Genomic DNA, 20,681 nt, shown 5'->3' on the forward strand with positions numbered 1-20,681 from the left:
ATTTCTTGCTTGGTATGTAATCTACTGACTATGATATACCTATAGGCCTGTATATCTGCATAGCACGTACTTCTTATTTGAAAAAATATGTTTTAAGGACACCTATAATAAAGAATATGGAAATTATTCGCCGTTAAAAATGAATAATCTTAATTTTCATTCCCTATTTTCTACAGATTTCCTACAGATTTCCCCATTAGGTTTGATGTATATCCTAAAAAATTAACCAAGAACCAATCAAAATGAAAAAAGAAAAATTGGTCATAAGACCATGTCATACGGTCTTGTTCATGCTCATATGTATCTGTACCATATTAAGCGGAAATGCCCAAGAAAAAGCAATTATTAAAGGAACCATTAAAGATGCGGAGCTAAAAAGTCCGTTACCGGGAGCCAATGTCATAATCTCCGGATCAACCAATGGTACCACTGCAAATTTTGATGGTCAATATACCCTTTTTGTTTCTGAAGGAACTTTTGAATTAGAGATAAGCTATCTTGGTAATGAAACAAAAAATATAAATGTACAGGTAAATGCCGGAGAGGTTAAAATAATTAATGTTGAACTAGAACCCCAAGCCACACAATTAGATGACGTTGTGGTTACCGGATCACTGGAAGGGCAACAACGGGCATTAAACCAACAAAAATCTGCAGATAACTTAAAAAGTATTGTTTCTGCAGATCAAATGGGCAAGTTTCCAGATCAGAACTCTGCAGAATCCTTACAACGTGTTTCTGGTGTAAACCTTCAACGAGATGAAGGTGATGGCCGTTTTGTTTTGGTACGCGGATTGGCCCCGCAGTTTACCAACATTAGTATTAATGGTGAACAGATACCTTCACCGGAAGGTGAATCTAGATTTGTGGCCTTGGATGCCATACCCTCTAACCAATTATCATCTTTGGAAGTAAGTAAATCCATAACACCGGATATGGATGGAGATGCTATTGGCGGCTCCGTAAACCTAAACACGCCAACTGCTACGAAAAGAAAACTCTCTATAAACGGGTCAGCGGCCATGGAATATAATAACGCATCTGATAAGACCGTAGGCCAAGGTAGTATCAATATCAGTAAGCGCTCTGAAGATGGTAAATTCGGTTTTATAGTTAGTGGTAGTTATGCAGGTAGTAAAAAAGAAAACGACCGCTATGAATTTGATGGTTGGGGAGATGAAGGCTCTAATGAAATAGGTTTACTGGAAATAGCAGATTATACCATTGACCGAAACCGGTATGGCGCAAGTACCACCTTAGATTATAAAGGGAAAAACACAAATTTATATATAAGGGGGCTTTTTAGTGAACTTAGGGAGTACGAAGTTCGTAGAAGGGCAACGTTTGAAGCTGAGGAAGACGAGGGCAATACGGAATATGTGTACACCAAAGAATTGAAAGACCGGCCAGAAAACCAAGGTGTACTTAGCCTAAATTTAGGGGGTAGCACCGTTACGCCGGGATTCATTTTTGACTATGAGGTTTCCTATTCCCAAGCATGGCAAGATACCCCACGCAATGACCAAGTGGTTTTTGAAAATGAGGGTGCCCCATTTATCTTCAATGTATCGGATAGATTAAATCCTAAATTGGTAAGTTTAAATGGTAATGGTCCAGAAACCAATCCACTGACCGATCTGGGGTTGTTAGAATTCAAGGAATATGAAAAGGAAAGTACCCTTGCGGAAGATGAAAACATCACCTTAAAATCTAACGTCACCATGCCTTTTACACTATCCGAAAACACTGGTGAATTTAAATTTGGAGGTAAGATCAGGTTAAAGGAAAAACGATATACCGTTAGAAATTTTGAGCTTCTAGAGTATGAAGGGGACCAAGACCTTACACTGGACAGTAACAATTTCTCCGATAATTTCAATGCCATTGGTTTTATGGATGGCAGCTTTAATACCCCCTTAGGTAACTTTATTACCCTAAATGCCGTTGATAGTTTTATTACGACCAATTCAGGAGATTTTGAATCTGATACCGAAAAGGCTATTGAAGAAACCGTATCCCAAGAATATATTGCTTCGGAAAATGTTTATGCCGCCTATGCCATGGGTAAAATCAATTTTAAAAAATTAATGGTTCTTGGTGGGTTACGATATGAGGCTACCCGATTTACCTATGACTCTGGTATTTTTGATGAGGAAGAAGGCGAAGCTATTGCGGTTAGCGGTAATAATGACTATAATTTTCTATTACCAATGTTGCACCTTAAATACAGTATTGACGACAATACTATACTAAGGGGTTCTGCCACACAAAGCTACTCAAGACCCAACTTTCAAGCTCTTGCCCAAGGTGCCGTATTTAATTCTGCCGATCTAGAGGCTGAAATCTTTAATCCGGACCTAGTACCTGTTGAAGCGGTAAACCTTGATATTTTTGCGGAGCATTACTTTGGCACTGTTGGTTTGGTAAGTGCCGGTGTGTTTTATAAAAACCTGGATAATTTCATTTATCAACAAACTACGGATAGGGAATATAGGGGAATACCAAATGTAGAGGTTACCCAATCCGTTAACGGTAATACGGCCAATTTAATAGGTTTTGAACTGGCTTATCAGCAAAAAATGACCTTTTTACCTGGATTTCTTAGTGGTTTTGTTGTTTATGCAAACTACTCGTTCACGGAATCCAATGCGGAAGTAGAAAACTTTTCCGAAGATGATGAAATCACTGAAATAGACTTACCTGGCCAAGCCAAGCATGTTGGTAACGCAGCTTTAGGATATAATAATAAAGGGTTTGATGCGCGACTTTCATTTAACTACAATGGTGCTTTTACCAGTGAATTTGATGGTAGCGATCTAGTTAGAATAGACGATCGTATGCAGATTGATTTTACCATGAGTCAATCCTTTGCCAAAAAAAGAATGACGGTCTATGTAGAATTGGTAAATATCAATGATGAAAATCAGGTAGAATTATACAACACTATTGCCACACCTCGTGAGCGTCAACGATATGGCAGTTGGGGAAGACTAGGACTGCGTTTTAATTTTTAAACATAGTATGTCCTAAACTTGTTTTAAATGCCAAAACCTGAAAGCAAATAGAAAAGTATGTAAAAAAACTCTTGGAAAATTATACTGCTTATATAAGACAGCGGACACAATTAAAACCTTCAAAATCTTTTAAATTTCCTTTTAGTTAGAACACTTTAATTATCTTGGAATTTCATTTAACGATTAGTTGAATAGATTGCCCTAAAAATAGGAGTTATGAAACTGTTGATCATAGAAGACGAGAAGGAGCTCTTAGAAGATTTAATGGATTTTTTTAAGAAGGACCACTTTTTATGTGAGAGCGCTACCACCGTTGCCATTGCCCAGGAAAAAATCTACATGTATAACTATGATGCCATTATTCTGGACATTGGTTTGCCAGATGGTTCAGGATTAGAGGTATTAAAAACATTAAGAACTGTAGATAACAATGCCGGTGTTTTAATACTTAGTGCATATGATGCCATTGAGGATAAAGTAAGTGGCCTAAACCTTGGGGCGGACGACTATTTGGCCAAACCTTTTGACTACAATGAACTTAACGCGCGTATAAAATCCATCATTAGGCGAAAACATTTTAAAGGAAGTAATTTGGTGGTTTTTGATACGATAACGATCAATACCGATTCTCAAGAGGTACATATTAACCAGAAATTAATAGAGCTTACCCAAAAAGAATATCAGCTTCTCATTTTTTTTATCAGCAACGAAAACAGGGTCATTACTAAAGAATCTATCGTAGAGCACCTTTGGGGCGATAATACGGATAGCTTTGACTCTTTTGATTTCATTTACACCCACATTAAAAACCTCAGAAAAAAAATCATAAACTCTAGTGACAAGGACTATTTAAAGACCGTATATGGTATTGGCTATAAATTTCAGAGAGCGTGAAGTTATTAGTAAAGACTACTCTATATTATGTAATTGCCTCACTCCTATTTTTCATATTTGCCGGTTTTATTATTGTATACGATTATAACAAAATTCTTGATCAAGAAATCAATAAATTATTGATTAACAGTGAGGAAATTATCACCACGCAATTAGTCAACGATATTTCTTTGGAATCGCTCAATAACTATGAGCAGGTAATTACAAAAACAAATTCCAAAAATTACCTGGACAACCCTATTTTTAAGGATACTACAAGGTATGATATTATTGATGATAACTTTCACGAATACAGAATGTTGCGGGTAACGAGAAGAATTGGAAACGATTACTATGACATTTCTATTTTTAGGTCCTTGATCCAACCCAATACCTTGATCCAACAAGTATTAATTTCACTATTTATCGTTTTCCTTAGTTTACTGGCTTTTTTAATTATCAGCAACCTACTCATTTCTAGAAAAGTATGGCTTCCTTTCAAAGAAACCTTAAATACCTTGGCTACCTATGAACTTGGCAGTACAAAGCCAATTACACTCAACAAAACCAATACTAGAGAATTTAATCAACTGAATGAGATTATCTATGCTATGACCACCAAGATCAAATATGATTATGTTAATCTAAAGGAATTTACAGAAAACGTGGCTCATGAAATACAAACCCCATTAGCGATTATTCGCAGAAAATGTGAAAAATTATTACAAACTGACCAACTGAATGCGGAGCAAATGGCAGAAATTACCGCCATTTATACAAATTGCATCCGGCTTTCCAAAGTAAACCGTGGATTAACCTTACTTACCAAAATCGAATCTGGTGCATACCAAGTAGAAAAGAACGTAAACCTAACCGAGGTTTTAGCATCACAAATTGCGCATTATGATGAAATGATATCGCTTAAAGAACTACATTTTAAAAAAGATATCCATCATGTAATATTACATGATATGAACTCGGAATTGGCAGTAGTTCTACTATCCAATTTTATTAGAAATGCCATTCATCACACCCATAAAGGAGGTACTTTAAAAATTGCGACAGGTGAACGTGATATAAGCTTTTATAACACCGGGGCCAATGGAAAAATAGATACTGAGCTATTTAATCGGTTTAAAAAATCGGACAGTAGTTCATTGGGACTTGGACTATCGATCATAACAAAAATTTGTCGTTTATATAACATAGAATTATCCTACGATTACGAAGATACCACCCATAAATTCCGACTTTTATTCTAGAACAGATTCTCTACAGAATTAAGCAATAGTTTTACCCCAACGAAAATGAAAAAAATAACTTTTATCGCCATTGCAAGCGTTCTTGCGCTATCATGTAAGCAAACTAAAGTGCCGCTACATGTACAAAATTCCTTTGTGGACAAGGTTCCTGTTGCGCAGGATATAGTGTGGACGGTAGAGGATAACATTTATCAAGTTGACTATTATGTATCGGCTAAACATACCACCTCTTACTTTGATGAACAAGGGCAGTGGTTAGAGACAGAAACAGAGATTGCTGTAGACGAATTACCACATGATGTCTTGCAGACCTTACAGACCAAAATGGGAGAATATGAGATTCTTGATATAGAATTGGTAGCTACCAGAGAAGGCCAAACACTCTATGAAGTAGACCTGGAAAAAGATCATAAAAGCTATGACATCCTTTTTGATAAGGACGGCAAAATTTTAAGAAAGAAAATATAACACAACGGCAAACACCATATTATGAACATAAAACCTTATTTAGTTCTTTTCATTATCCTTTTGGCAAGTTGTAAGCAAGGACCACAACACAGTGAAAATGCGCTACAACCTAAAGTAATTACAGAACAGACGCCACATGATACGGACGACCCTGCCATATGGGTGAATGAGGACAATCCCGAAGAAAGTTTAATTATTGGGACGGATAAAAATGAGGATGGCGGTCTTTATGTTTATGACCTTAACGGTAAAATTATAACGAATAAAACGGTCAAAGGCCTAAAACGACCTAACAATGTAGATATTGAAGAATTTGAAATGGGAGACGAAGAATTTTCCATTGCCGTAACTACAGAACGCTTAACGAACCAACTAAGGATTTTTAGGGTGCCGGAGATGACCCCCATGGACAATGGCGGTATTCCTGTATTTGAAGGCGAAGAACTAAAAGCCCCCATGGGTGTAGGGCTTTACAAAGACAAGGACGATCAGGTTTTTGCTTTTGTTGGCAGAAAAAACGGACCGTTAAATGGATACATTTGGCAGTATAAACTAGAAGGGGACGGCCAGGGAAATATAACAGCAAGAAAGGTTCGCGAATTTGGAAAGTATAGTGGACAAAATGAAATTGAAGCTATTGTGGTGGACGATGAGTTAGGATATGTATATTACTCCGATGAAGGTATTGGCGTAAGAAAATATTATGCCGATGCAGAAAAAGGTAATGAAGAGCTGGCCTTGTTCGCCAACCAAGGTTTCACCGAAGACCATGAAGGCTTAAGTATTTACCAAACCGATTTGGGCACAGGGTATATTATTGTGTCTGACCAGCAAGCCAATAAATTTCACCTGTTCACAAGAGATGGTACTAATGGTAATCCGCACGACCATCAATTGGTCAAAGTGGTAGACCTCATGACCAATGAAAGTGATGGCTCTGAGGTCACCAACGCTTCATTGGGCACAAAATTTCCTAAAGGGCTTTTCGTTGCCATGTCAGATGATAGAACATTTCATTTTTATAATTGGGAAGATATTGCAGGTGAAGATTTGTTGATAGCCCCAGACGGTTTGCCACAACACACCAAAAATGCCATACACCCTAAATACATTACGGAAAAAGTGGTTTTTGATACCGATGATCCCGCTATTTACATTGACAAAAAAGACCCCTCCAAAAGTTTTATTATTGGTACGGACAAAGAAGACGGCGGAGGTTTATATGCTTTTGACCTACAAGGAAAAATCATCAAGGAAAAATGTGTTTTTGACCTGCAGCGCCCTAACAATGTAGATATTGCCTATGACTTTAACCTAAATGGAAAACTGGTGGATATTGCCGTGACTACGGAAAGAAGTAACCATCAATTAAGAATATTCTCGTTACCGGATATGAAACCTATTGATGGTGGTGGGCTTCCTGTCTTTACAGATAGGGAATTACGGGATCCTATGGGAGTAGCTTTGTACACCCATCCAAAAACTAAGGAAATCTATGTTATCGTTGGACCAAAAACCGGTCCAGCAACCGGGTATTTAACCCAATATAAAATTGAAAGTACCCCAAAAGGTACCACCAAGATTACCAAGGTGAGGGATTTTGGCAACTATAGTGGCATTAAGGAAATTGAAGCCATTGCAGTGGATAATGAATTAGGTTTTGTTTACTATTCCGATGAGGCCTTTGGTGTACGAAAATACTATGCCGATCCCCAAAAAGGAGATGAAGAATTAGCTTTGTTTGGCACTAAAGATTTTGGGCGGGATATTGAAGGTATTAGTATTTATAAAAATGACGATGGCACTGGATACATCCTTATTTCTGACCAACAAAGAAATACCTTCAATATATACACAAGGGAAGGTGCAGAAGATGCTCCAAACGATCACCAATTGATAAAATCGGTTGAGCTTTTGACCTTAGAAAGTGATGGATCAGATGTTACTTCTGTTGCCATAAATGAAGAGTTTCCCAAAGGAATGTTCGTTGGCATGTCCACAGACAAAACTTTTCATATTTATGATTGGCGAGATATCATGCCAGAATAGTTTTAACTACTCCTTAAACTCTTAGAAACATTATTTAAATGAAATTTCAAATACATCAAATTACACTCCTTGTAGTGCTATTAATTTCCTTTAATGGATATAATCAAACTATAAAAACTGAAAAACCTAAACTAGTTGTAGGTATTATTGTAGATCAAATGAGGGAAGAATACCTTGTTAGATATCAAAATAAATTTAGTGACAAAGGCTTTAAAAGAATCATGAACAATGGGTATGTTTTTAAAAATGCGCATTACAACTACATTCCAACCAAAACCGCTCCTGGTCATGCCTCAGTTTATACAGGAACAACTCCTAAATTTCATGGAATCATTAGTAATAGTTGGTACCACAAGGATATTAAAAAAGATGAAAACTGTGTTTTTGACGGCAGTGTTGAAACTATTGGTAGTTCTTCCGTTAATGGGCAAAGATCACCGCATAAAATGCTCGCCTCTACCATAACGGACGAGTTACAACTTTCAAGTCAAGGTCGTTCAAAAGTTATTGGAATATCACTAAAAGACAGAGGTGCTATTTTACCTGCCGGACATATGGCAGATGCAGCCTATTGGTATGATGATACTGATGGTCATTTTATAAGTAGCACGTATTATATGGATGCGCTACCAGATTGGGTACAAAAATACAACAAGGCCAACCATGTAAATAAACACTTAAAAACAGATTGGACAACATTTTTACCCATAGCGCTTTATACAGAGAGTACAACGGACCAACAGGTTTACGAAACAGTATTTCCTCATAAAAAAGATTCTAAATTTCCATACGAGTACAAGTCCTTATCCAATAAAGAGCGATATGAAATACTTCCCGAAACCCCATATGGTAATACAATTGTTGCCGAACTAGCCATGGAAGCAATAGAACATGAACATTTAGGACAGGGTGATGAAACAGATTTTTTAGCCATTAGCTTTTCAAGCACCGATAAGATCGGTCACGCATTTGGCCCCTACTCCATTGAAGTTGAAGATACGTATTTACGTTTAGATCAAGACTTGGCCCAATTAATGGAAAAATTGGATAGCAAAGTGGGCAAGGATAATTATACGCTATTCTTGACGGCAGATCATGCGGCTTCTGATGTGAGTTTATATCTTAAAGAACAAAAAATCCCCACAGGTACCTATCACCCAGAAGAGGTTATGGCACAAGTTCAAAATAAACTTACATCCATTTATAATTTGGAAGGTATGATCGAAGCCATTTCTGGCGACCAATTATTCTTAAACCATGAATTAATTTCATCTAAGGAATTAGATTTTAATGCGGTATTAAATGTTTGTAAAAAGGAACTAATGAAAATTCCAGGTGTTTTTGAAGTTATCTTACGACCGGACCTGGAAAGATTTGAATATACAACGGAAGAAAAAGGAATGGTACAAAGAGGGTATCACATACAACGCTCTGGAGACGTTGTAATCTTGTTCAACCCGGCCTGGAGCTCCTTTAGGGAATATGGCACCGGCCATGGCAGTGGTTATTCCTATGACACCCATGTACCTATGCTTTGGTATGGCCGTAACATACCAAAAGGTTCTAGTGTGGCACGAAAAAGTATTACGGATATCTCGCCAACGTTAACAATCATGTTGGGATTAAAATTCCCAAATGCTACAACAGGCGCGGTTATACCTGAATTATTTGAGCATTAAAACTGATTAAAAAAGGCTTACCAAATTGGTAAGCCTTTTTTAATCTAAGTCATAGGGAACAAAAATCCATTTTCTGTTCAATTACCCCAATCGATCAATTTATTACGATCTCGTCCAAGAATAACCACGTTCCACCTCCTTTAGGACTAGTTCCTAAATTGGTTATTTTAATTTTTATATAACGAATGGTAGTCTCATCAAAATTTAGTTTCATATCCAAGAGATCCGCTCCACCGTTTATGGCGTAATCCCTCTTTAACTCATCTATTTTCTTAAAATCCTTACCATTTTCCGAACCATAAACAACTACTGAAGTAGGAAAATATATTCCCGCCCCTTGATTTTCCAAAGTGCCTACAATGACCTCATCAACTTTTTGAGTATCACCTAAATCAATGTTAATTTCTACCTCGTCTTCAAGCCATCCCTGCCATTGACCGTCATGAAAGTTTTTTGAGCCACGTACCACATTGACCAAGGTGCCTTCCCCAACACCTTTATAACTTTTGCTATAAAGCGGATCCAGTGTAATCTCTTTAGCAAAAGCCTTGTGGAATTTTATAGTGTCTGTAAATATCTTGCCTACTCGTTGTCCTTCTTCATAAAGTGACGCTTGTAACACCGTAGTTTCAGAAACTGTAATTTGCTCTTTGTAGCGTATTACCTTTTCGTCGGCAAAGGGTTCATTCCCCATTACATAACGGATATCAGAATTTGGAAATTCATTATCCAAGGCTATAGCCACTTCTTTCTTGGCCAAATCCGCACTTGCCAATGCAGTAACCAAAAAAGCACTTTTAGCATAGTTAATATTTAATTGGTCATATCTTACGAACTGTTTTTTCAACCTTCTAGCAAAATCTTCCCAATCCCTAATTTCCTTTGTGCTCCATAAAGCTTCTGCCATTGCAGACAATCTAGGATAAAGCATATATTCAGAATCCTTAGGGGTATTGATATATTCTGACCAAAGATTTGCTTGTCCCCCTAAAACATGTTTGGCCTCATCTACTGACATATTTTCCGTGACCGGATCAAAACCATAGACCTTATTCAGAGGCAAATAGGCATTGAAGGCCAAAGGCTCTTCATCTTGAGGACCTTGATAAAAGTTAAAATAACAATGGGATTCTGGTGTCATAATTACATCATGCCCCTTTTCTGCCGCTTCTATACCACCTGCGGTTCCCCGCCAGCTCATTACCGTTGCCTTTGGTGCCAGACCACCTTCCAATATTTCATCCCAGCCAATTAATGTTCTTCCTTTAGAATTGATATATTTTTCAATTCTTTTTACGAAATAACTTTGCAGTTCATCCACATCTTTTAAATCCTCCTCCTTTATTCTTTTTTGACAGTGAGGGCATTTTTTCCAGTTCGTTTTGGTTGCCTCATCACCGCCAATATGAATATATTTAGAAGGAAATAAACCCATGACCTCATCCAGAACATCTTCTAGAAAAGAAAAAGTATGTTCTTTACCGGCACAATAGATATCCGTTATAGGCCAGAGTCCCCCAGAAGGAACACCAATAGGGGTGTCAAAACAAGATAATTCCGGGTAAGCGGCAATAGCAGAACTTACATGGGCAGGCATTTCAATTTCAGGAATAATTTCAATATTACGTTCTTGCCCGTATGCAATAATTTCTTTTATATCCTCTTGAGATAGAAATCCTCCATAAGTACCTTTCTCATTGGGGTCATTTTCTGCTCTACCATTCCAAGGGGCATTCTCTTGATCTACCCTCCAAGCGCCTTTTTTGGTCAACAATGGGTATTTTTTAATCTCAATTCTCCACCCCTGATCATCCACTAGATGTAAATGCAACACGTTAAGTTTATGCATTACCATGCGATCCAAGGTATTTAACAAATAAGTTTTATCGAAAAAATGTCTGGACAGATCTAGCATAAGCCCCCTATGTTTAAATCGTGGTCCATCTTCAATTTTGACTGTAGGAAGTATCCAATCCTTATCAACTTGCTTATTCCCTTTGATCTCCGGAGGTAAAAGTTGAAATAACGTTTCTACCCCATATAAAAACCCACCTGTATTGCCAGCCGTAATCAATGCTTTATCTTCTAAAACCTCTAGGCGATATTCTTCTTTACCTAAATTCTTGTCATTTACAAATTGTATGGTGTTGGAACCTTCTACCTTCTGGGAGATTTCCATATCAAATCCTGCAACTGTTTTAAACCGATGTACAAGTTGGTCGGCTATTGATTTATCGTCGTTATTTGATACGATAACTTTTGTACTCCCAGAAATAAGAAATTGCCCTTTTAGCAGCTCTATTTTTTTTGGCTGAGGTATTATTGCAATATCATTACTGGTGATTTTTTTTTCTTGAGGTTGATTACAACCGCCTAAAACTAATAGCATTATTAAAACTAATAGCTTATTGGTATTTCTAGTTTTCATATTGTATTTATACTTTATTCTACTTCTAATCGTATTTCTGAAATTGAAACTTTCCCTCCATTTAAGGATTTCGCCTTTAATCTAAGCTTACCGTCGTTACTGTCTTCTCTCATAACATGAAATTTAACCCATTTACCTTTCTTGTTGTCTACAACTACCTTTTTGGGCCTTCCCTCAAATGCCATAAGGTTACTTGCTTGATCGGCACTACCTGAGGTTAACAGGACATAAAAACTGCCCAAAAATCCTTCTGGACATTGCATATCCAAAACCATATTATCTCCTTCCCAAAAAGAATTTTTACCATTATTTTTTAAGACCGATGAGCCAACAGTATACGTTACATGTTCTCCTTTAATTTGAACGTCGTCCCATTCACTGGACCACTCCTTGACCGTATCATTATTATTTACAAGCCCACCGGCATTGACTTTTAAAAGCGTGTTCTCCGTTCCTGCACCTTGTGGATTCTCAAAGAAATTATCGATTAAAAAGTCTTCCGCTATACGTTCTGTTGGCATAAACTCATTAGAGTTCATATAGTTAAGCAGGCTGTATTTTAGTTGTTTGGCCACTGGAGATACTTTAGCATTAATATCAAACCCGGATACTAATAATTTTCCTTTGCCCACCTTAAATTCAAATAATAAACCTTCTTTATTGTTCCTATGAAAATCATCTACTAATTGCACTATAGGTTTATACTCTTTAGACAGCTCATTAAGAATAAAGGCTTTTCCTTTTTTATCAAAAGCTTCCCATTGCCAATCACTATAATATGAAGTTGGAAAATTATTCAGTGCAGGGTGATCTTGTTGTACCAATAGCCCTAAACTTGTTTTGCCCTGACCTGGAAAATAGGTGTACGACCAATACAACTGATAAAAATTAAAAGGCACACTATTCTTTTGAGTTCCCAAGGAATTGGCCACAAGCAAAACATTTTCCCCATTATTTAGAGCTTCAAGTATGCTGTCATCCAAGTGGTCCACTATGTTGACCTTTGTATTAGGCTGTTCTAAGGTTTCAGGAAAAACCCAAATGTTCCAATGGTTCAAGAAAGTAGTATTCTTTATAGCCACCTCAATTTGTAGGCGAGTCGCTTTTGTAATATTACTCAATGGAAATTCAATTTTACCCGCTTCAGCCAAAGTGCCACGAGATATATCTCCAAGTTTTATTTCATTTTGATATATTTTTTCACCTAGGTTATTGGTGATTTTATAAACGAGTTCAACATTCTTTAAATCTTCATGACCAAAATGAGAGATTTCTACCTGCCCTTGAAAGATTTCGGTATTTTTCCAATTAAATTTTTTAGTCCTTAACAACGGTACCGTTTCATTGTGGTGTTGCTTGAACGTACTTGGGGCGGTTATACCTTTACTATCATAAAAAACATCTAACCAACCTACCAAAGCTTCGCCTTGACCTTGGTAATCTTGCATACTTAACAACTGAATACCAGCACAACTTTTAGTCCTTAGAAAAGATTCTATCTCGTACTTGTACATAATTTGGTTTAATGCCCCTGTAGCTTTTTGAAATTGCACATCCTGATCCGCAATTCCATTTTTCTCCGCTACCAACTTAAACTCATTTAAGTTTTTTGCCCTAAGCACACCGGTGTATTTCTCTATCTCTTTCCAAGAAGGGTACACTGGCCATTGACCTATTTCGTGTGCGAGTATAGGAATGTTCATTTGACTGTATGCCTTCTCAAAATCCCAATTGGTATGTGCCCCGTTTAACCCTCTGGTCCATCCTACATTATCAATAAGATGCGTTACGGTATAATCATCCGTTGCCATAATCTTACGCGCTGTAGAACCTGCATATAATCTTCTGGAATCTTGTTTTTTTAATTTACCTATCCACTTTTCCACCTGGTCAAAATCAGAACTTCCCAATTCATTTCCAATACAGAACATGATAAAGGAAGGGTGATTGCCATAAACATCTACCACTCTATTCATTTCTTTTTTCACCCATGCATCTCGCTCTGCATTGTACCCTAAACCTTTGGGATGACCTCTAGTCTCCATTTCTGGTCTTCCTTTAGCGATCATATCCTCGTTCATCCAAGAATCTATCCAAACGGAGGCCTCTGCCTGTATGTATATACCAACACGATTTGCGGCTTTAAAGGCCGCTTCCGGTGGGCACCATGAATGAAAACGTACATGGTTTAATCCATAATCCTTATAGATTTTAAAAATACCCAACCACTCTTCTAAACTAGTAGACGGATAACCTGTTAAGGGAAAATGGACATTGTCTAAATTCCCGCGAAGAAATACCGGGTTTTTATTTATCGTTACATGCGTACCATTATGACCAACTTCTAGGTAACCAAATTCAGTTTCCTTAAAATCCCTATATTTTTTTGTAGTTAATAATACCTTTAAAGTATATACCGTTGGGTCAAATTCGCTCCATTTCTTTAAACGTCCTTTTAAATCAAAAATGACCTCATTTTTATTTGATCCTTTGTTCAGTGTATATTTTACTTCCTTTTCAATGATAAGTTCATTTGTTCCAATACGTTCTATACGTAGTGCTATTGTTGACTTTTGCAATTTATTGGAAACGATATCTAAAATCACTTTTAAGTTATCATCGTCTATATTGGAAACCGTTTTTAATTGTTCTATATAAACCGGATCCTGGGGTATAAGCTTTATTTCACCAACAATTCCGTTCCATATGGTCTGTGTAGATTCACTATATGCATGGCCTTTGTCGCCTATATTATAAAGCATATCATTATTGACCCTAATCTCCAAGGTATGGTCGCCAGTAGATAACATTCCTAAATTATGTAAGTGAGGGGTACCCAATGCATCTTTGGTGCTCACCAGTTTACCGTCTACATAAACCTTGGACTGCCATAACACCCTTTCCAAAAAAAGATGGACATTCTTTTTTTTCCAGGTCTTAGGAATATGTATGGTCTTTTTATAATTAGCAATTCCTATAAAGGAATAGTTGGGTGTAAGCACTCCTTTAGAAGCAGATGTTGTCTTTCTTCCATACCCATATTCCGCCAAGGACCCTGGCAGCTGAATAACTCCTTCTTGCTTATTTATTGGACCCGAATTATCCGCAATGACAATTTCTTTTTCAAGAATTACAGACCATTCACCCGCTAGGTTCTTGGGCTCATGATTTTGACCATAAATAATAGAAAATGAAAATGCGCATAACATAGCGCTTAAAAAAATGAACCGAACACTACAATTTTTTCTAACCAATTACTCTAATTTTAATAAGATCCACCTTGACCAAATGGTCAAGGCAGATCTTTAACTAACAAAAACAACTTTTTTAATATTTATGTTGAATAGGTTTTGCCTATTCATTACCATGTTTTACTCCAATTTCAGCAATAACCATTTCTTCATTCCCTACGGTTTCAACAGCTACAAACTTTAAATAACGTATAGAAGGGCTACCCTCAATGTCAATAATTTGTTGAATAGGATTATTGTAAATGTTTGAAAACTCTCCTTCTGCGAGTAAATCCCAATTCTTATTATCTGTACTACCTAGATACCTGTAACGTAACACCAGTCCGTCCTTAGCTGCTTTGGTAGGTGGGGACATGGTAAGAGCACTTACGGTCAACTCATCCCCAAAATCGATAATTACACTATTTTCATCTTCCTCTTTTGACTTCCAATATGTGGTCCTATCTTCATCTATTACTTTTTGAGAAAGGGATTTTGATGCATTTAAAACTATCCAATTGCTTTTAGTATATCCAAAATCCATACTTGCTGTTTCACTAGCTTTTTCCCCATCGTAGGTTTTGGCCTTGACCATGCCTCCAAGACTAAGGTCTATTGGCCCTTTATAAAGATTGGATCGTTTGTTGGGTTCACTACCGTCAAGCGTATAATGAATAGCCCCATTTCCCAGTATGTTCAAGTTACCATCTGTTGTTCTGGTAATTTGTGGCGGTATTAATCTAACCGGTTCTTTATGTACCGATATCTTAGAAATTAGCGGAGAAGCGCCTGCTTTTGTAATTCTTAGTCTAAGTTTAGTTGTGGTTTGGAGAGGACCTCGCCATAACCTTCTGTTCCCAATAGGCTCTGCCCTTGCAAACTCATTCCACTCACCATTCTCCCAAGAATCTAACGACCAGCCCCAAATTCTTTGGCCCAATGGTATATATTCCTGTATGTTAACCACATTAAAAGAAACTTCTTTAGGGAACTCCAGTATTAAACTAGCAGTTTTCACCCCTTCTTCCGTAGCCCAATAGGTATCCGTATTCTCATCCAAAACATGGCTGGCCCTATATTCCTTACCCCGCTCATTGCTTGCGGTTACTTTGGCTTCATTTTCTAAACTTACCTTAAATGTATTCTCCAAAATTTCCTTGAAACCGGTAAGCGATTTTATATCTTCCTCTGGAACAACTCCACTTTTATTAGGAGGAATATTCAAGATAAAATTAGTTCCATGGCCAATACTTTCATAATACATATCCACAAGTGTTTCTGGAGATTTTACCTTGTCATTTTCACTTTCATGATAAAACCAGCCCGGCCTAATAGAGGTGTTGGTTTCTGCCGGCATCCAATAATCACCTTCCCTGGTACCATTAAGCGATTCCCAATATTTAATCTGTCCTGGTGCCGGTGGCACACCCTCCTCTAAACCTTTAGGTGTAAACCTATGCCAACATGGATCGCCAGAATACCCTTCTTCCGTACCAACCCACCTAACATCTGGGCCAACATCTGAAAATATTACTGCGTTTGGCTGAAGCTCCCTTACCAGTGCCCAAGTATTTTCCCAATCATAATAGGTCTGTCTGTCTATTTCTCGTTTTTCATTTGCTCCACCATAGTATCCTGTACCACCATTGGCACCATCAAACCACACTTCAAAAATTTCTCCATAATTGGTTAAAAGTTCAGTTAGCTGAGCCCTAAAAATATCTATATATTCAGGAGTACCGTATGCGGCATTATTACGGTCCCATGGAGAGAGATACATGCCTACCTTCATATCATGCTTTCTACATGCATCAACAATTTCCCTAACTACATCTCCCTTACCGTCCTTAAATGACGATTTAGAGATATTATGATCGGTTGTTGCCGTTGGCCACAGGCAAAAACCATCATGATGTTTGGTGGTGAGAACTATACCCTTCATCCCAGCATTTTTACAGGCAAGTACTATTTGTTCCGCATCAAAATTACTTGGATCAAAAAGTTTTGGAGACTCATCGCCAAAACCCCATTCCCGGTCCGTAAATGTGTTTATGGTAAAATGTACAAAGGCATAAAATTCCATTTGATGCCATTGCTGCTGTCTTGTACTTGGAACAATGCCAAATGGTTCTGGCGGTGAAACCTTGTTATTGTTACAAGCAATGAATACCACCATTAATAAAAGAGACGCTATTCTAGCGGTTATTTTTTTAAAACTTATTTTTTGCATGTTACTATTTACATTACCTTAATAAGGTCTTTGGTTTACCTTATAGAGCATCAATCTTTATTTTTATATTCAAATACGCTAGACGCATCGTCATTCCTAGACACTATGATCCGTTTTTGTCCATTTTTAAAATTTGCCAGTTTTAAATCCCTAACATCACCTTCTAGCCAAATTTTAACATCGGCCACGGTAAATTCATCATTTTCCCATGTTAACAATTGGCCGCTAGATGCATCTAACTTACCCATGTTGGCTCTAAAAGGGTAAAAATTACCTGCTATCAAAATTTCATCTGCTCCCTTATTATCCAAATTTTCTACAACAAAACCGTTTACTATGGATTGTTGCACCTTTTTTGGCAATGGATGAAACTCATACCTATCACCACCATTATTCATTAGATATCCGGAGCTTAATTCATTGATGGTTAATGTGGAGGTAGCACTAATTCCCGATTCCTTTAGGACATCGGCAATTGTTGCGTTAGCATATTTATCCCAGGTAGTATATGTTTTTTTAAGGCTATTTACTTGTGACAACAATTCATCCCTACTGGCCAATGGATAACTTTCCCCATTTATATATTGGGTAAGCAACGGATCCATATTACCATCCTTGTCTATATCCTGAACATAAAAGACCATTGGCTCCTCTACGGTAGCTTTCCACTGAGAGTTTAGTCCCAAATTTCCCAAAAGTAAATCTTGATCACCATCATTATCAATATCCGTAGCGGTAATCCTGTTCCACCAGCCAGAAGTGTTATTAAGCTCATTGGCTTTTTCCAATTTCTTAAGGGAGCCTTTATTATTTTTGAATATACTTATAGGCATCCATTCCCCCACGAGGACAAGGTCTAACCAACCATCTTTATCCAAATCCACCCATTCCGCATCGGTAACCATACCTATACGATGAATTTCATCCAAAACAACTTTTTTGAATTTTATGACATTATTGACCGTATTGTTTTGAAGAATTATACTTTCTGGTGTAAAGGGGTAATTTTGTGCATCTAACCTGCCACCAAGAAAAAGGTCTAAATCGCCATCACCATCATAGTCCGCGGCTTTAACTACACCTCCACTAAAAGAGGTATTAGGTAATGCCGATGAAGCATTGGAAAATTGACCATTACCATCATTAATATACAGCTGATCCTGATAATATGGATTACCTACCATGTGTTCGTTACCGCCACTAACGGAATATAAATCCAAATCCCCATCATTATCCACATCAAAAAAATACGGGTAAACTTCTTCCCGTTCTGATGGTTTCAGTTGCGACCATGGTTGTATTAGAGAGTCCTTTACATAAGAAGCATTATCCTTACCTAGGAATAACGCGCCAGATTGTCCTGAGGCCCCACCAAAATATACATCGTCATTACCATCTCCATTAATATCACCTACGGCCATTTTACCTCCCAAACGTGACATTTGATAGGGTGCCAGTCTTTCATAATAAAAATCTACATAATCATTTTCCTTATGCCTAAATGTAATACCAGAATCTTGGGTAACCTCCTTAAGGTTTGCTCCCCTCTTTTGCTTGGATACATAGTTTCCTGATATAGACCCTGCTTGATCAAATGTAACCACGGAATTTATCTTAACGCCCGTCATTTGGCTCATACCGCCCCCAGGCCAGTACACTTCTATTTTATCAATACTCTTATTTTCTCCTATACCAATAGTCAAAATAGGTTCTACAGATGATTGATACCCTCTACTATAATAAACTTCTTGGTATACCTGTTCACCATCCGGTAAGTAAATGAGCACCTTAGACCCCAGTGCCAATGAATTTTTACCTTCTCCTTTTAATTTAATTTTGATATAGTTGTTCTGATTCCTGTCTCTCTCATTGTTTTTATACAGCTTTACAGGAGCATTTAAATCGGATACCAATAAATCAAGGTCTCCGTCATTGTCAAAATCAGCATAAGCTGCAGCATTGGATACACTTTTCTCATCTAGCCCCCATTCTTGGGATACTTTTTTGAACTGTTGGCCATCTATATTTCTATAGGCATAATTTGCTATTTTGGAAGATGGCATTTTATTTAAAAGAGGCATAAGTGAAATTTCTCTTTTATTTTGCTTAGCTTCCGCGATTGCGGTATTGGCCGTAAAATTGACAAAATCCAAATTACTATAATCTCGCAAGTACCCATTGGTTATGAACAAATCCTTTAGTCCGTCATTATCATAGTCTGCCAATAAGGGTGCCCAACTCCAATCTGTATTTGAAATCCCGGAAAACTGGCCAATTTCACTAAACCTTAATATACTATCTGGATTTAAGCCTTTATTGACCTGAAGCATATTACGCATGTGTTGATGGTGGTAACCACTATCAATAGCCATTTTATACTTATTATATTCATCTGGCCCTTTTAATACTTTTTGCCTATAATTATCCTCCGGCAACATATCGGCCACAAAAATATCGGGTAGACCATCGTTATTTATATCTGCAATATCTGACCCCATGCTATATTTAGAAATATGTTCAAAGGCAGTTTTTGAAACTTCCCTAAAAGTACCGTCTTGATTATTTAGATAACAATAGTCCTGTTCATCATAATCATTGGTGACAAAAATATCTGGCCAGCCATCTAAATTTAAATCACTTATGGCCGCACTAAGTCCAAAATTTATACCACCACCATGAATACCGGAATCTTCTGAAACTTCTACAAAGGTATTATCATTGTTTTGATACAATTTGTTTCCAAAATACGGATGACGTTCTGTCCTAACTTTTTTTACATTATAAAATGTGGAGTAAAACTTATTGGCATGATTCAGTAAAAACAAGTCCAAGTCACCATCTAAATCATAATCAAAAAAATAGGCTTGTGTAGAAAAAGTGCCTATTGCGCCAACGTTGTATTCATCCGTTTTGTCTATAAATTTAGGCACGCCATTCTCCAATTTTCCTGTATTGACGAACAATTGATTGGCTCTTGGAGCATAATCGATGATTACCGGCTTTTCAAATCCTTCTTGCGGAGCGTTACCAGAATAGCACAAATAGATATCCATCCACCCATCACCATTAATATCCACAATGGTTACACCTGTTTTCCAACCTTTTTTTTCTGTTAGATCAGAAATGGCCGTTATGTCTTTGAATTTTAAATTTCCCTGGTTCAAGAACAATTTGTTGGGTACGGAATTACCGGATAGATATACATCGGATAATCCGTCATTATTAAAATCCGCAACTGCAACCCCACCACCATTATATATGTATTCATAGGTCATGACGTTATGTTCCTCATCTTCTACCAACCTATTCTCAAAAATTAACCCTGAGTCCGATCCTGGAATTTTAGAAAATAAAGTTTTGTCCTTACAACCCGTAAGGGAAGCGACCATTATCAATACATACAGAAAATAATACCGTGTCATTATTTAAGGCATATTAAAAAAGGTGG

10 protein-coding genes are annotated in these 20,681 nt (G+C 37.3%); 6 read left to right on the forward strand and 4 right to left on the reverse strand.

Features of this window, described 5'->3' with window-relative positions; all coding sequences use genetic code 11:
* The first annotated feature begins 242 nt into the window (after positions 1–242).
* The 6 genes from ABVM52_RS01575 (at position 243) to pafA (ending at position 9,345) form a co-directional block, all read left to right on the forward strand.
* The gene (locus ABVM52_RS01575; protein ID WP_405383047.1) at positions 243–3,014 is read left to right on the forward strand and encodes a TonB-dependent receptor; all 2,772 of its coding nucleotides are present in this window, start codon (positions 243–245) and stop codon (positions 3,012–3,014) included.
* Between the two features lie 216 nt (positions 3,015–3,230).
* Complete coding sequence (locus tag ABVM52_RS01580; RefSeq protein ID WP_405383049.1) at positions 3,231–3,908, forward strand: response regulator transcription factor; 678 nt, start codon at positions 3,231–3,233, stop codon at positions 3,906–3,908.
* On the forward strand, positions 3,905–5,149 hold the full coding sequence (locus ABVM52_RS01585; RefSeq protein WP_405383051.1) for a sensor histidine kinase: 1,245 nt from the start codon (positions 3,905–3,907) through the stop codon (positions 5,147–5,149). Before ABVM52_RS01580 ends, ABVM52_RS01585 begins: the two co-directional genes overlap by 4 nt.
* Positions 5,150–5,194: 45 nt before the next feature.
* Positions 5,195–5,617 carry a PepSY-like domain-containing protein gene (locus ABVM52_RS01590; protein WP_405383053.1) on the forward strand — a complete coding sequence of 141 codons (423 nt, stop codon included), beginning with the start codon at positions 5,195–5,197 and terminating at the stop codon, positions 5,615–5,617.
* 21 nt (positions 5,618–5,638) lie between these two features.
* Positions 5,639–7,666, forward strand: a complete 2,028-nt coding sequence (locus tag ABVM52_RS01595) for a phytase (RefSeq protein WP_405383055.1) — start codon at positions 5,639–5,641, stop codon at positions 7,664–7,666.
* Between the two features lie 38 nt (positions 7,667–7,704).
* Complete coding sequence (pafA, locus tag ABVM52_RS01600; RefSeq protein ID WP_405383057.1) at positions 7,705–9,345, forward strand: alkaline phosphatase PafA; 1,641 nt, start codon at positions 7,705–7,707, stop codon at positions 9,343–9,345.
* A gap of 94 nt (positions 9,346–9,439) precedes the next feature.
* Here the strand turns inward: pafA and ABVM52_RS01605 are convergent, their stop codons facing one another.
* The 4 genes from ABVM52_RS01605 to ABVM52_RS01620 all read right to left on the reverse strand — a co-directional run bounded on the left by ABVM52_RS01605 (position 9,440) and on the right by ABVM52_RS01620 (position 20,655).
* Positions 9,440–11,773 (reverse strand): family 20 glycosylhydrolase, encoded by a 2,334-nt coding sequence (locus ABVM52_RS01605; RefSeq protein ID WP_405383059.1) that lies wholly within the window; start codon positions 11,771–11,773, stop codon positions 9,440–9,442.
* A gap of 14 nt (positions 11,774–11,787) precedes the next feature.
* Positions 11,788–14,982 (reverse strand): sugar-binding domain-containing protein, encoded by a 3,195-nt coding sequence (locus ABVM52_RS01610; RefSeq protein ID WP_405383061.1) that lies wholly within the window; start codon positions 14,980–14,982, stop codon positions 11,788–11,790.
* Between the two features lie 145 nt (positions 14,983–15,127).
* Positions 15,128–17,233: an alpha-L-fucosidase gene (locus tag ABVM52_RS01615; RefSeq protein WP_405383063.1), complete on the reverse strand. Its 2,106-nt coding sequence runs from the start codon at positions 17,231–17,233 to the stop codon at positions 15,128–15,130.
* A 50-nt stretch (positions 17,234–17,283) separates the two neighbouring features.
* The gene (locus tag ABVM52_RS01620; RefSeq protein ID WP_405383065.1) at positions 17,284–20,655 is read right to left on the reverse strand and encodes a VCBS repeat-containing protein; all 3,372 of its coding nucleotides are present in this window, start codon (positions 20,653–20,655) and stop codon (positions 17,284–17,286) included.
* Positions 20,656–20,681 lie beyond the last annotated feature (26 nt).

Origin of the sequence: Maribacter sp. LLG6340-A2 (assembly GCF_045057105.1) — a bacterium.
Taxonomy (GTDB): Bacteria; Bacteroidota; Bacteroidia; order Flavobacteriales; family Flavobacteriaceae; genus Maribacter.

Excerpts from the sequence above, each read along its gene's own strand:
- ABVM52_RS01575 (WP_405383047.1), top strand. The coding sequence starts at position 243 with ATGAAAAAAGAAAAATTGGTCATAAGACCATGTCATACGGTCTTGTTC.
- ABVM52_RS01580 (WP_405383049.1), top strand. The coding sequence starts at position 3,231 with ATGAAACTGTTGATCATAGAAGACGAGAAGGAGCTCTTAGAAGATTTA.
- ABVM52_RS01590 (WP_405383053.1), top strand. The coding sequence starts at position 5,195 with ATGAAAAAAATAACTTTTATCGCCATTGCAAGCGTTCTTGCGCTATCA.
- ABVM52_RS01595 (WP_405383055.1), top strand. The coding sequence starts at position 5,639 with ATGAACATAAAACCTTATTTAGTTCTTTTCATTATCCTTTTGGCAAGT.
- pafA (WP_405383057.1), top strand. The coding sequence starts at position 7,705 with ATGAAATTTCAAATACATCAAATTACACTCCTTGTAGTGCTATTAATT.
- ABVM52_RS01605 (WP_405383059.1), bottom strand. The coding sequence starts at position 11,773 with ATGAAAACTAGAAATACCAATAAGCTATTAGTTTTAATAATGCTATTA.
- ABVM52_RS01610 (WP_405383061.1), bottom strand. The coding sequence starts at position 14,982 with ATGTTATGCGCATTTTCATTTTCTATTATTTATGGTCAAAATCATGAG.
- ABVM52_RS01615 (WP_405383063.1), bottom strand. The coding sequence starts at position 17,233 with ATGCAAAAAATAAGTTTTAAAAAAATAACCGCTAGAATAGCGTCTCTT.
- ABVM52_RS01620 (WP_405383065.1), bottom strand. The coding sequence starts at position 20,655 with ATGACACGGTATTATTTTCTGTATGTATTGATAATGGTCGCTTCCCTT.